The following is a 13,447-nucleotide window of genomic DNA, read 5'->3' on the forward strand; positions in this document are numbered from 1 at the left end:
GCCGTTTGTTTTTGCATGAGCCAGAGCCTGCGCACTCTGACACAGGGTTTTCCGCGGCAGGGATCGTGCTACGATAGGAGGTGTCGGTCGTAATTGGGCTGTGTGTGGCACTGAGGATGTGAAATGGAACAAGAAAAAACAACGTACGACATCATATTTCGTGGCGACATTGTTCTCGGGCATTCGCTGAATGACGTCAAACAGCGCTTGCAGCAACTCTTTAAGGCCGATGCAGCCAAAATAGAGGCCTTATTTACCGGTCGTCCTGTGCCGCTCAAACGCAACCTCGACGAGGCTACAGCCCGCAAGTATCAGGCCGTTTTACAAAAAGCCGGGGCCGAGGTCAGTGTTAAAGTCGCGGGGGCTACCCAAAGCCCCGCCTCAAGGCCCGAGCCAGTGCCGCGCAAAAGACAATTGAGTCTGGCGCCGGCGGGCGAAAACTTACTCAGGCGCAGTGAGCGCCAAAAAGCGGATGCTGTCGAGATCGACACATCGACGTTAACTTTGCGCGCTGTTGAGGGTAACTTGCTGGATCAAACTGAGGTGGCGCCCGAACCGGTAGCCGCTGTGGTGACGCCAGAATTTGACCTGGCAGAGGTTGGCGCCGATTTGGTGAGCGAAAATGAGCGCCAGACTATACCGTTGCCCACTATAGAGCCTGAATCATGGGGCTTGTCTGAGGTGGGGGAGGACTTACTCCGGCCAGAAGAGACCGAGCAACCCGATGTTGTAGTGGTGAAAGAGTTGGCCGTTGAACTCGCGCCTGTAGGCAGCGATATGGGGGAGCTTAAAGAGGATAAGCCTGCGGTGAACCCGGATACGAGTCAGCTAAAGCTGGAGGATCGCTGAATGCGGGCGACCCTCCTCACAACTGTAAACGGGATATACCCTTAGCCTTTGTTGTAGCGTTCGACCGAGTCTTGAATTTCTTCACGGGCCGCTTCAACGCCTTCCCAGCCGTCAATTTTAACCCACTTGCCCGCTTCGAGGTCTTTGTAGTGCTCAAAAAAGTGCTCGATAGACTTGAGGGTGATTTCCGGCACATCATCGACAGACTTAACCTTGCTGTAGAGCGGGGTGATTTTGTCGACGGGTACGGCCAGCACCTTGGCATCTTCACCGGATTCGTCAGTCATCTTCAATACGCCTACAGGGCGGCAGCGGATAACTGAGCCGGGCATTAGCGCGTGTGGTAACAGTACCAAAACGTCTACCGGATCGCCGTCGCCGCACAAGGTGCTTGGCACGTAACCGTAGTTGCAGGGGTAGTGCATAGAAGTGCCCAGAATGCGATCCACAAATACGGCATCGCTGTCCTTGTCTACTTCATATTTAATGGGTTCGCCATTCATTGGGATTTCAATAATGACGTTCATGTCGTCTGGCAGACTCTTGCCTGCGGGAACTTTGTCAAAGCTCATAATTGCCTTCCGAAGGTGATTTACACAGTGTTAAAGGTTTAAACCGGCGCGATTCTATCACAACCTTGCCGAAGGCTCAGCTCAGCGTAACAGCAGAAACAGAAGTATAGATAGGGCAGCGGCGCACAGGGCAACCCAGGGCCACAGGCGGATACCACGGGATTCCCGGTAGGTGGGCTCCATACGATTGCCGGGCGAGGTGGGGCGCGTCTTCCAGCGCTTGGGCTCAGCGCTGGTGGTTTTGCGTTCAACCGTTTTGGTAAATTCGGGCAGGGGCGAGTTGCGTATTTGGGTTTTGTCGGCGCCGTCATCTGGCCCCACAATACGAAAACTGTAAACGTCCACCCGCAATTGGTCACCATTGTGGGCAAGGTCATCCTTTACCGGCCTTTCGTTGACAAAGGTGCCATTGGCCGAGCCGAGATCGCGCACCCGCAGAGAACTGCCCACCACGGATACCTCAGTATGACGGCGTGAGAGGTGTGTGCCGGCAATGGTGATATCGCATTCGCTCGAGCGTCCAATAATACAGCGACTGTCTTTGGCGATAATAAACGACTGCCCGGCTAGCCAGCTGCTGTCGGCAACCAGGTGCCAGCAATCATCTGCTTGCGCCTGCCTGTCGGTTTGAGTAAGAGGCAATACTTCGAATTCTGCACAGCCGATCTTAATAAAATCGCCCGGCTGCAGGAGCTTCTGCGTAATACGCTGACCGTTGACAAAACAGCCACTGCTGCTCGTATTGTCTTTTAGGGTGATTTGGCCGTTCGTGTTGACCAGACGGGCGTGCACAGAATCAATGTCCGGCTCTTTCAATACAAGATTGTTGTCAGCCGCCGTGCCGATACTATAAAGCTTTTCAACGATCAGAACGGGGGGGTGAGGCTTGTCCTGACGTTTTATTTTCAGCATGATTCGCTAGCAGTCCCGAGTGAAGCATATTTACCAATAGTAACACTTTTACTCTTAGTTGCGCACAGTTTGAGCGATGGAATTAATAAGCTGGTCGCCTGTCTCTACTTCGATTAAAAAAGAGGCGATTCGTGCCATTTACCGTTCTTGCGGCCTATGCCGGCGCAGAGAAACGGCCGGGTCTTTCATTGCGGTGAGGTATGCCGCTGAGCGTTAAGCGCCGCCTAACCCGAACAGGGAGGCGCGTTCGCGCTCATTGCGTTCGCTCTGGTGTGGTTAAAAATTCGCCAATTGAGGCGCAAAGGCTGACGAGGTCGTTGTCGCTCGCTTGTTTGCCATAAGCCCATAATATGCTCTCGGCGCCTGATACGAAACCGCGCCGATTTCCGCTAGACGGAATCAATTAAAGCTCAGGGTGCTTGTGAGGCTGTGCCGGTGATGTCGGCGAGATCTGCTTGCTGCCGGCTGAGAACGGTGCCGATGCGGTATGGTTCTGCGAAGAAGCGGGCTGGGGGCGCCAGAGTAGTGGCGAATTTGCAAAGCCTGAGAAGCTAGCAGCGCTCGCGTGGTTTAAACAATCCAGAGTGAGATCTTGGCCATAGTGATCGCTAATTTCAGTACTTTCTTACATAATAGGCGCAACTTCAAGGAGTCAGTTTCAGCTTATGTCCGAACATCTTAAATCGATTTATCGTCGTCTTATTACTAATCACGCCAAATGGGTCTTGGCGGGTTTGGTTGCCCTTACCGCTGTTGCCGCACTTGGCCTGCCTAATTTTAAATTGGACGCCTCGGCGGATTCGTTGACGCTTGAGAGTGACAATTCTCTGGACTTCTTCCGGCAAGTGAATCAGCGCTACCAATCTGGCGATTTTCTGGTGGTGACTTACACACCCGAAGCACCGATGTTTTCTGATGCCTCACTGGAAACCTTACAGAAGCTACAAAATGAGTTGGCGGCTGTCGATGGGGTAAGTGGTATCAACTCCATATTGTCGGTCCCGCTTTTGTACAGCCCGATGCGATCTTTGGCGGAGCAACAAAAATCGACGCGCACCTTGTTGACTCCTGGTGTGAATAAAGAACAGGCCAGAGACGAGTTTCTCAATAGCCCGATTTATCGAGACACATTGCTATCCAGTGACGGTCAAACCACAGCGTTGCAGCTTAGCCTGGCTGTAAATAACCAATATATCGAAATGGTTAGGGCGCGCGATGCCCTGCGCATGAAGCGTCAGCAAGAAGGGCTTAGTAGCGAAGAGACTGAGCGACTTGCAACCATCAGCGCTGAGTTTCTCGCCTATCGCACCAAAGTACAGGCACAGGATCATCAGCGCGTAGAAACCATTCGCCAGATACTAACCCGGTACCAGTCGCAAGCGCAGGTGTTTCTCGGTGGTGTCAGCATGATTACTGCCGATATGATTGATTTTATTCGCAGTGATTTGGTGGTGTTTGGCGGCGCTATCGTGGTGTTTATCATTCTGATGTTAGCGTTGATTTTCCGGCAGTGGCGGTTCGTGATTCTGCCCTTGGCTGTTTGCATTATGTCGGTTGTTTCCGTGCTGGGGTTGCTAAGCTGGGTAGATTGGCGCCTTACGGTTATTTCATCCAACTTTGTCGCACTGTTATTAATTATGACCTTAGCGATTACAATTCATTTGGTGGTGCGCTACCGCGAGTTACATGCGCGCCACAGTGAATGGAGCCAAGAGCAGTTGGTGATGGCAACGGCTTCCCAGATGATTAAACCCTGCCTGTATACCGCGCTGACCACGATTGTGGCTTTTGTCTCGCTGGTGGTCAGTGATATTCGCCCTGTTATAGATTTTGGCTGGATGATGACAATAGGGTTGTCGTACGCACTGATTTTGGCTTTTCTACTGTTGCCTGCTTCACTTATGGTTTTACCTAAAGGTGAGCCAAAAGATAAAGGAGACAAATCTGCAGCGACCACTCTGCGCTTTTCGAGGATTGCTGAAAAACACGGCACTGCCGTTGTCATTGCCGCGTTAGTCGCGGCTGGGGTAAGTGGCTACGGCATTACTCAGCTCAAAGTAGAAAACCGGTTTATTGATTACTTCCACAAAGACACTGAAATCTATCAGGGTATGAGCTTGATCGATCGTCAGCTCGGCGGCACAGTGAGTCTCGACATTGTTCTTAATGCACCGGAGAATCAACCTCAGGCGTCGTCTGCTGCTGAGGCTGTGCCAGCTGAAGAGGACGAATTTGGCTTTGATGAACCTTTCTCAGCGGACAACTCTGCCTCGAATAGTGCAAGTGATTCCTTCGACGATCCTTTTGGTGGAGACCCTTTTGGCGCAGAGGGCTCGGAACCCGCTGGCGCTCAGTCGGACAGCCCCTGGTTTAACCCTGTGGGGTTGCAAACAATTGGAGAAATTCACCAATATTTAGAATCTCTGCCCGAAGTGGGTAAGGTTCAGTCGCTGTACACCTTATACCAAGTGACGGAAGACATTAATGGTGGGGCTCTCAATAATTTTGAGCTCACTGTTGTACGCAATATGTTGTCCGATGATATTCGTGACTTTTTGGTTGCTCCGTACTTGTCCGACTCCGATGGTCAAACGAGAATTACGTTGCGGGTAAAAGAAACCAGTCCAGATCTTAAGCGCTCTGAACTGGTTGAGAAAATACGTAACTTTGCTATCGATGACGTTGGGCTGGCGTCAGAGCAGGTGCAGTTTACCGGTATGCTAGTGCTGTATAACAATATGCTGCAAAGTTTATTTACCTCGCAGATTGTTACTTTAGGCGCAGTTTTTCTCGGTATCATGTTGATGTTTTTGGTGTTATTTCGCTCACTCACCATTGCTATTATTTCCCTATTGCCGAATCTGTTAGCGGCATCCGTTGTGTTGGGGGGGATGGGCCTATACGGCATTCCGTTGGATATGATGACGATAACCATAGCCGCAATAACAGTCGGCGTGGGTGTGGATCATGCGATTCATTATTTGTACCGATTCCGTCTGGAATTGGCAGAGACACACAACTATGTGGAGGCAATGCATAACTCGCATGCGTCAATTGGCAGGGCTATGTATTACACGGCCGTTATTATTATCGTCGGCTTTCTTATTTTAACCTTGTCAGAATTTATACCTTCCATCTATTTTGGTGTGTTGACAGCGCTGGCTATGTTCGCCGCCATTCTAGGTTCATTGACGTTGTTACCTAAATTGGTGCTTATGACCAAGCCGTTTGGTCGATTTGACTGAATAAAGCGGGCGAGGTTCTCGCCCCGTTTGCTTTGTCTTAGGTACGGTTTGGTCGTTACGGGAAACGCGTTGGTGTTGGGAGGGTTTTCTTGCTTTAAGCGTCGTGATTGATAGGGAGAGATGACCATGTTGGATGTGTATACCATGCGCCGGGAAGTTCGATACGGTTGTCCGGCTGCCGATCAGGTGTTGTTTAACCGGTATTTTGTTGTCGGTTACTCTTACTACTTTCGCCAGGCGAAGTGGGCTCTCGAGATTGTTGACCCGGACAAGAAAGATCTGGAGCCCGTTGAGCGGTTGAACAATTTCAGACCAGATTATCGGATTCCTGAGCGATTTAGAGCGGATCTGTCCGATTACCGAGGGCAGGGCTACGATCGTGGCCATCTGGTGGCAAGCGCCAATCAAATTGACGAAAATCTGCAAAATAGTGAAACCTTTCTCCTTTCCAATATGTCCCCTCAGGCTCCTACGTTTAATCGGCAAATTTGGCGCAAGCTTGAGGCAAAGGTACGGGATTTAAACGCTCGCGACAGTGTTTTGGAAACCTACGTTATTACCGGCCCAATCTTTGATTTTTTCGAACCCATTGTGTTGATTGGAGAGTCCGATAGCAACGGAGTTAGCATTCCGGTGCCAAGCCATTTCTACAAGTGTATTTTGACTGAAGAAATGAACGGAAGTCTAAAATTATGGGCGTTTGAGCTGCCCAATACCGAGCTTGACGGTGAGTTAGAAGATTACCTTGTGCCCGCAGACTATATTGAAAGGCGCGCAGGGATTTTGCTTTGGGGAAGTTTGCAGGGGTCTGAAATCGACAGGGAAAAGGCCAGAGTTAGATCTTTGTGGTGAGGCGTATTCGTGAGCTTCTTAAACCCTATATTCAGAGGATAAGGCGATGGATAAAAAGTATCTGATAATGAGTTTTGGTTATGGCTTGTTAGGATTAGTGTTGGGGATATATATGGCTGCTTCGAAGAATCATACTCAGTTGGTGACCCACGCTCATATTATGCTGCTCGGGTTTGTGGTCTCCTTTATCTATGCCGGGTGCTATAAAATGTGGGTCGTAGACATTCAGCTAAGATTAGCCAAAGTACAGTATTATTGCCATGCCGTGGGGTCGCTGATACTTTTAGTGGGGTTGTTTTTAATGTACCAGCAGTGGGCGGCAGAGAAAGTGCTAGGGCCAGTGCTCGGGGTATCATCCATAGTTGTTTTTATCGCTATGGTTTTGATGAAAATACAATTAATTCAGGAGTTTAAAGCGAATAAGTAAGGCACACTTAATTTGAGTAAGCGGTATAAAACAGCACGTGGGGATGATAAGGCTAGCTTTGTGGTTGGGCCCTCGGTCGAAGATCATACTGTATACATTTGGATTGATTTGGCTCTTATGGATTATTCGCCGTGTGGTAAAACGTTCACTCGTTAGTTGAGGCCGTCTCAACTAACGAGTGAAGGGTACTATACGCGCAACATGCTTTTTTCCAGGTCTGCGGTCTTGCGCCGCGCCAGGGCCAGATTCGCTTTAGCTTTGTCCAATACTAAATAAATAAACAAGCCTTCGTTGGAGGTGCTGGGGCGTATGATATGAAGCTGGGTATCGAGGGTGATCAATATATCCTCAATGCCACCGTCAATGCCTAAACTTTTCATGGTCTTCATTTTGGCCTTGACCACTTCGCTATTGCCGGCGGCGGCCAATTCAAGGTCGACACCGGCACCTTCAGAAGCCAATAACATTCCGGTGGTGTAATCGACAATAGCGCAGCCGAGTGCTCCTTCTACTTCCATCAAGCCTACTTTTACTTCATTGAGATTGCTCATGGTTATCTCCTGAGTGTTTTATAAGTTGCCTATGCCGAGGCAACAACGGTTTGCGGTGAAAGCTGTTCAATTTCTGTGGCGAGACGTGTAATTAATAGCCGCAGGCTGGCAATGTTGAGAGATTCGTTAGCGGACATAACCAAAACGTAGTTGCTTTCATCTATATCCAGGTCAACAAAGGCAACATTTCCCTGTTCGGCTTCAATAAAGGCGACTTTGAAGTTTTTTCCCAGAATCTGCTGCGCCACTGCATTGCTTACTGAATGTAATGTGCTGGCGGCGGCGCTGAGGCTATCCTCCTCCAGTGAACGAGTCATTGTCGTAAGTGTTTGCACGGGAAAGCCATCTGTCGTAGCCAGAGAAATGACCTCAAGTGCATCGTTCTGTGCATATTTGGAAAACAAACTCTGTAAGGGGACGGACAGCGCTTGGTTAAACGACACTTCGGTGTTCCTCCATTGCTATACCCATTGAATGGTCGAGCGCATCAAATAGCTGAAGGATCATCAGAGATGACTCAACCTCTCGCGGGTCAAGTGAAACTATTGGAGCATGTATATTGTTTTGATCGAGTGCGTAGTTAACCACGTCAATAAATAAGTCAACATCGCCGGCCGTGTCCGCCAAATCGCTGTGAGTAAGACCAATCACCAATGGAATCTGGTTTTTTGTGGGGTCGAAGTGATCAAGTACATCATCCAGCGCCTTCACATTGAGCTCATCATTGAACTTAACCAATACCAACAGCCCCCATAGCCCTTTTTTTACCATATCCCATAGCAGCTGAAAGCGTTTTTGTCCCGGCAATCCATATAGACCTAAGGCAATGTCTTCGCTCAGTGTAAGGCGACCGTAATCGATGCCCACCGTTGTAAACTCCTTTCCTATGTCTACACTGGACTTCGCTTCTGTTGCAAAGGGAGATATTTCACTGATGGTTCGAATAAATTGGGTCTTGCCGGCGCCCACTTCGCCGACGATGGCAAGCTTTTGATAGATCTTAGTCATTGACGATGCCCCCCCTTTATTCCCTGGCCACTGATGAATTGCTTTAGTGCCTGGCTAAAACGGCTGCCCCCTGTACTGGTTTGTTTTCTTTTTTGGTGAGTTTCAATTGAGTGAAGGTTGTTGGGCTCTTTTGCCTTAATGACACTTACTGCGTTTACTTCTTGCAGCTTTTCAAGACATGAGTCGAGTTCACCTCTGGAGTTGAATATTGCCAGGGTTACCAGTCGTTGGTATTCCACTGTATGGCCAATGAGCAGTTGGCACACCTTCATCAGCTCGGCTGTTAGCCTAAGCTGGGTCGGTCGAGGCCAACTGGTCATGCTCAGTAGGGTTCCTTCGAATCCTGACTTCTCAGTATTTTCCAGAGGGGCGGTTGAGCGCGTGTTATCAGTATGAAAGAATATTTTGTGGTAGCGAATGGTGTCTAGATTAGAAGTAAAAGATGCGTCTTCGTGAATTAATTGATGAACTTTCTGCAAATATTCTACGTGGGGCGCGCACTGTTCACTGAGTAACTTTAGGCTCCATCGAGAGAACGCGCGCTTTTCAATATTGATATTGACGATGACGCTGACATCGGCAATTCTTGGGTCGCGATTGACACGGTATAGGACATTGGCAAGGGCTGACGATTCACCTTCCAGGATCTGCATTAAGGTATCGTCAGCTACCAAAAATGCGCCAACAATTCCGTTTTCCTTATTATGAATTCGTGCCGAATCAAATATACTGAATACCTGTTCGGAATGACTTGTGTTTGTGTCCGAAGGTTTTATCGTGCAAAGGCAGGCAATTCGCTTGTCCAAGAATACCGTCTCCCTAATGTCAAACCTCGTCACTTGCGGCTCTGTGAAGGCCTGCCGAGACGAACTAAGTTAGAGATTAGGAAGCACTTGGTTTTTATGCAAAGTGATTTTTAGTTTAATGTATTCTTAAAAATTCGATATCGAAAACCGAATGCAATTTATTGCCGGGTTGTTGGCGCTTTATGGAGAATAGTTAAAGAAGTGAAAAGCAAAGAAAATAAATTGGCGGGGTGTTGGGGTTAATTTTTGTCGCTAAAATTTAGTAAGAGTAGTTTGACGACTTAATTGTCAGATTTATTATTTCAGAAAATTGACCGGAACGTACGAGCAGAAAAAAATTATTGCAAAAAAAAGGCGCCAGCAACAAAAGTGTTGTGGCGCATTTTTTAGGGTCTTACGATTGCAGCGCTTGCGTCGTGTCTACAAGCCAGGCGGCGGAACCAATTAAGGCCGCTTTGTCGTTAGTAACCATGTGCACCGGTATGTCTTCAACATAGCCGCGCATAATACCTTTGTTTAGGTAGCGTTTGATAAAGTCAGTTTGGGGGAGATAGTCGGCAATCTTGGGGACGATGCCGCCGCCTAAATAAATCCCACCCATGGCGCCCCAGCTCAATGCTTTATCACCCGCTACGCTGCCTAAAATGTTGCAAAATGATTGCAGCGCCTGCTCACACAAAGGATCTTGGTGTTTCATGCCACGTGCGCTGACATCCGCAGGAGATAAATCCTCAGCTTCCGCACCTTCAATAACCGCAATTGAGCGATAGATGGACACCAAACCTTGGCCAGACAGCAAATGTTCGATGGAAACGTGGTCATGCTGTTTGCGCATTTCTTGCAAAATAGCAATTTCGGTATCCGTTGTCGGAGCAAAGCTACAGTGTCCGCCTTCGGTTGGGATAATTTTCCAACCGTTACTGACTGGAGCGAGCAAGGCTGCGCCAAAACCTGTGCCCGGGCCCATCACGCCAATTGGGGCGTAGGGGTTGGCATCTTTACTGTAGAGCGTTTTTTTGTCGTTTGCCTGGAGATGAGGGGCCGCATAGGCAAGTGCAGAATAATCGTTGATGACATCCAGAGCTTGCATGTTGAGTTCATCGCGCAGTTTCGATATTGAGAACTCCCAATTAAGATTGGTCACTTTGACGTGGCCGTCTTGAATTGGGCCGGCAATGGCCAGACATGCAAATTTGGGCATGGGCACATCGGCTTGTTTGACGTAATCACGAATCATGTCGGCCAGGGTAGGGTAGTCACCGCTGGCCAGACTGATTTGTTTCTCGGCGTTGTAGCCCTTGCCGTGGGTACACGCGTTAACCAGGCCAAAGCGACCGTTGGTGCCGCCGATGTCCGCAACCAAAATAATGCTCATGTTTGGCTCTTCTCCTAAATAGGCTGATGATGACGGTAGCTTAGCGCTTTCCTGCAAGCGGTGCACAGCAACCACCATGTTATCGATACAAAACGCGGAGGAGTCTAGTTTGAATTGACAGCGCTGTCAATAATGGTGTAGTTTGCCCTGCAATTCGCTATGCTTGTGAGTACGAGATGCAAGCTTTGTAAACAGAAAACCCCTACGACGAATGACCCCGGAGGAAAGCGTGGCCTGGCCTAAAGTCACAAGTGTGGTAAGTACCGATGCCGAGATTGAAACTCGCATAGATGAGATTCTGGCGCAAATGAGCGTCGAAGAAAAAGTGGGCCAGATGATACAACCTGAAATCAAACAGGTGACGGCGCAAGATATCAAGCAATACCACATTGGCTCTGTGCTGAACGGTGGTGGCTCGGTACCCAACAATGACCGCTACGCTAAGGCGGCCGAGTGGGTGGCTTTAGCGGACACATTTTTTGAGGCCGCTGCCGACTGCTCTGACGGCAAGGTATACGTACCCATGATGTGGGGCACTGATGCCGTGCACGGTGTTGGTAACGTGGTCGGCGCCACCTTATTTCCCCATAACATTGCACTTGGTGCTACTGGCAACCCGGACCTTATCCGTCAGATTGGCGAAGTCACTGCCCGCGAAATCGCGGCTATTGGGATTGATTGGGATTTCTCACCCACGGTTGCAGTCGCCCGCGACGACCGTTGGGGGCGTACCTATGAATCTTATTCCGAAGACCCTGAAATCGTTCGTGCTTACGCCGGAAAAATGGTTGAAGGCCTGCAAGGCGCCGGTAATACTGACGAATTTTTAAACGAGCAGCATGTCATTGCCACCGCTAAACATTTTATTGGCGATGGCGGCACCATTAATGGTATTGACCGTGGCGACTGCATGGACAACGAAGAAGACTTGTGTCGTATTCACGGTGCCGGTTACATCAGCGCGATTGAGGCCGGTGTGCAAAGTGTTATGGCTTCGTTTAACAGCTGGCACGGCGAAAAATTACACGGTCACAAACACTTATTAACCACAGTGTTGAAAGAGTCCATGGGCTTCGATGGCCTGGTGGTAGGTGACTGGAATGGCCATGGCTTTATTGAGGGAGCCAGCGTACTGGATTGTCCGCAGGCAATTAATGCCGGCCTCGACATTTTTATGGTGCCAGATCCAGACTGGAAGGTATTGTTCGATAATACCGTGGCGCAAATCAATTCAGGTGTTATTCCCCTGCAGCGGGCGAATGATGCCGTGCGCCGGATATTGCGCGTCAAATTGCGGGCGGGCTTATTTGAACGGGAGAAACCTTCCCAGCGCCCACTGGCAGGCCGCGACGAATTGATCGGCGCACCTGAGCATCGCGCTGTCGCGCGTCAAGCGGTGCGCGAATCACTGGTTATGCTTAAAAATAAAAATAACCTATTACCTCTTAAACCCAATCAACGCGTACTGGTGGCAGGCGAGGGCGCGGATAACCTGTCAAAACAGGCCGGTGGTTGGTCGGTAACCTGGCAAGGTACAGGTACCACGCGCAAAGACTTTCCAGGTTCTACGTCAATTCTCGAAGGTATTCAAAACGTGGTTGGTAGCGGCGGTGGTCAGGTTGAGTACAGCGCTGACGGCGAGTATACGGAAAAGCCCGATGTGGCCATTGTAGTGTGGGGCGAGGCGCCCTACGCCGAGATGCAGGGCGATGTGCAAAATCTACTGTACAAAGAGTCCGCCGGGCGTGACTGGGAGCTTTTGAAAAAACTCAAGGCGCAGGGTATTCCAGTGGTCTCCCTGTTCCTCACCGGTCGCCCACTGTGGGTCAACCGCGAATTGAATGCATCTGACGCGTTCGTGGTCATCTGGACGCCAGGTACCGAAGGTGCCGGTGTAGGCGATGTGATTTTTACCAGCGCGAGCGGTGAGGTGGCTCACCCAATGAAAGGTAAATTGACCTTCTCTTGGCCAGGTAGTCCTGATCAGGGGCCTTTAAACCGCGGTGATGCAGAATACGCCCCTCTGTTTGCTTATGGCTTTGGCCTGTCCTATGGCGAACCGGATACGCTGGATGATAACTTGCCGGAAGAGTTCGACGCCAGCTTCGAGGCCATGGATGAAATGCCGGTGTTTAATCGCCGCCCCATCGACCCATTCGAAATTATTGTTGAGGGCTGCAAAAACGACCGCGCTACCATGGTTGGAAATGTCGTTGAGACCACCAGCATCACGGTTTCGGCGGTGGATCGCGAAGTGCAGGAGGACGCTCGTCGCGCCGTGTGGAACGGCCTGGGTGAGGGTTTTGTGGCCTTGAGTACCCGGGATCGGCAGGTAATGTTGGACTACCTGGAAAACGACGGTGCGTTGATTTTCGATCTCAAAGTCGATAGTGCGCCGTCGGCAGAGGTTGTTCTACGCTTGGGCTGCGGGCCCAACAGTAATTCGGATCTCAATATTACCGACACGATCAAGGATCTGGTGGGCAAAGACTGGATGCGGGTAACTGTACCCTTAAACTTGTTTCCGGACGTAGGTTCTGATTTTGGTTTGGTGCTGCCGCCAGAAGAGTTTTTCTATCGAATTCTAGAGCCCTTTACACTGGTAACTGAAGGCACCCTGGATTTGCGGTTTTCTTTTGTTCAAGTGCAAAAGTACTTGGCGGGTAAAGGCATTGAGGTAAGTAAGTCTTAACATTTTGTTCACATTGTGCTTTTAATCAGCCTGCGGCAGTCGCCGTGGGCTTGATTAACCTTCCGAAATGGCTACCATAGCCTCGCTTACCACTTCCAGGCTGGCCCGTACTCGTCGTTGCCACTTTTCGATGGGTGGGCACACACCGTCAAAGTGGC

At 49.8% G+C, this 13,447-nt stretch carries 12 protein-coding genes; 5 read left to right on the forward strand and 7 right to left on the reverse strand.

Translation table 11 applies throughout. The features are described 5' to 3' along the window. Positions 1-123: 123 nt before the first annotated feature. Positions 124-849 (forward strand): hypothetical protein, encoded by a 726-nt coding sequence (locus QWI17_RS09760; protein ID WP_302722316.1) that lies wholly within the window; start codon positions 124-126, stop codon positions 847-849. A gap of 41 nt (positions 850-890) precedes the next feature. On the opposite strand, the gene ppa is transcribed toward QWI17_RS09760, so the two are convergent. Together ppa and QWI17_RS09770 are read right to left on the reverse strand one after the other, a co-directional pair. Further along, complete coding sequence (ppa, locus tag QWI17_RS09765; protein WP_302722317.1) at positions 891-1,421, reverse strand: inorganic diphosphatase; 531 nt, start codon at positions 1,419-1,421, stop codon at positions 891-893. Between the two features lie 81 nt (positions 1,422-1,502). Then, on the reverse strand, positions 1,503-2,333 hold the full coding sequence (locus QWI17_RS09770) for an FHA domain-containing protein (protein WP_302722318.1): 831 nt from the start codon (positions 2,331-2,333) through the stop codon (positions 1,503-1,505). 665 nt (positions 2,334-2,998) lie between these two features. On the opposite strand from QWI17_RS09770, the gene QWI17_RS09775 reads away from it, so the two are divergent. From QWI17_RS09775 to QWI17_RS09785, 3 genes are all read left to right on the forward strand, one after another. Next, positions 2,999-5,578, forward strand: coding sequence for an efflux RND transporter permease subunit (locus tag QWI17_RS09775; protein WP_368045338.1), 2,580 nt, complete (start codon positions 2,999-3,001; stop codon positions 5,576-5,578). A 126-nt stretch (positions 5,579-5,704) separates the two neighbouring features. Next, positions 5,705-6,430: a DNA/RNA non-specific endonuclease gene (locus QWI17_RS09780; protein ID WP_302722319.1), complete on the forward strand. Its 726-nt coding sequence runs from the start codon at positions 5,705-5,707 to the stop codon at positions 6,428-6,430. 46 nt (positions 6,431-6,476) lie between these two features. Beyond that, complete coding sequence (locus tag QWI17_RS09785) at positions 6,477-6,857, forward strand: TonB-dependent receptor (protein WP_302722320.1); 381 nt, start codon at positions 6,477-6,479, stop codon at positions 6,855-6,857. A 188-nt stretch (positions 6,858-7,045) separates the two neighbouring features. Here the strand turns inward: QWI17_RS09785 and QWI17_RS09790 are convergent, their stop codons facing one another. From QWI17_RS09790 to glk, 5 genes are all read right to left on the reverse strand, one after another. Beyond that, positions 7,046-7,408: a hypothetical protein gene (locus QWI17_RS09790; RefSeq protein WP_302722321.1), complete on the reverse strand. Its 363-nt coding sequence runs from the start codon at positions 7,406-7,408 to the stop codon at positions 7,046-7,048. Between the two features lie 29 nt (positions 7,409-7,437). Further along, positions 7,438-7,851 carry a roadblock/LC7 domain-containing protein gene (locus tag QWI17_RS09795; protein WP_302722322.1) on the reverse strand — a complete coding sequence of 138 codons (414 nt, stop codon included), beginning with the start codon at positions 7,849-7,851 and terminating at the stop codon, positions 7,438-7,440. Continuing rightward, positions 7,841-8,416 carry a GTP-binding protein gene (locus QWI17_RS09800; RefSeq protein ID WP_302722323.1) on the reverse strand — a complete coding sequence of 192 codons (576 nt, stop codon included), beginning with the start codon at positions 8,414-8,416 and terminating at the stop codon, positions 7,841-7,843. Before QWI17_RS09800 ends, QWI17_RS09795 begins: the two co-directional genes overlap by 11 nt. Beyond that, positions 8,413-9,222, reverse strand: a complete 810-nt coding sequence (locus tag QWI17_RS09805; RefSeq protein ID WP_302722324.1) for a BLUF domain-containing protein — start codon at positions 9,220-9,222, stop codon at positions 8,413-8,415. Before QWI17_RS09805 ends, QWI17_RS09800 begins: the two co-directional genes overlap by 4 nt. A 394-nt stretch (positions 9,223-9,616) precedes the next feature. After that, entirely contained in the window at positions 9,617-10,675 is a 1,059-nt protein-coding gene (gene glk / locus QWI17_RS09810) for a glucokinase (RefSeq protein WP_302722325.1), read from the reverse strand. Positions 10,676-10,826: 151 nt separating this feature from the next. Here glk and QWI17_RS09815 point away from each other — a divergent pair, with 151 nt between their 5' ends. Beyond that, positions 10,827-13,289 (forward strand): glycoside hydrolase family 3 protein, encoded by a 2,463-nt coding sequence (locus tag QWI17_RS09815; protein WP_302722326.1) that lies wholly within the window; start codon positions 10,827-10,829, stop codon positions 13,287-13,289. Positions 13,290-13,447: the final 158 nt, after the last annotated feature.

Origin of the sequence: Gilvimarinus gilvus, from assembly GCF_030518155.1 — a bacterium.
Classification (GTDB): domain Bacteria; phylum Pseudomonadota; class Gammaproteobacteria; order Pseudomonadales; family Cellvibrionaceae; genus Gilvimarinus; species Gilvimarinus gilvus.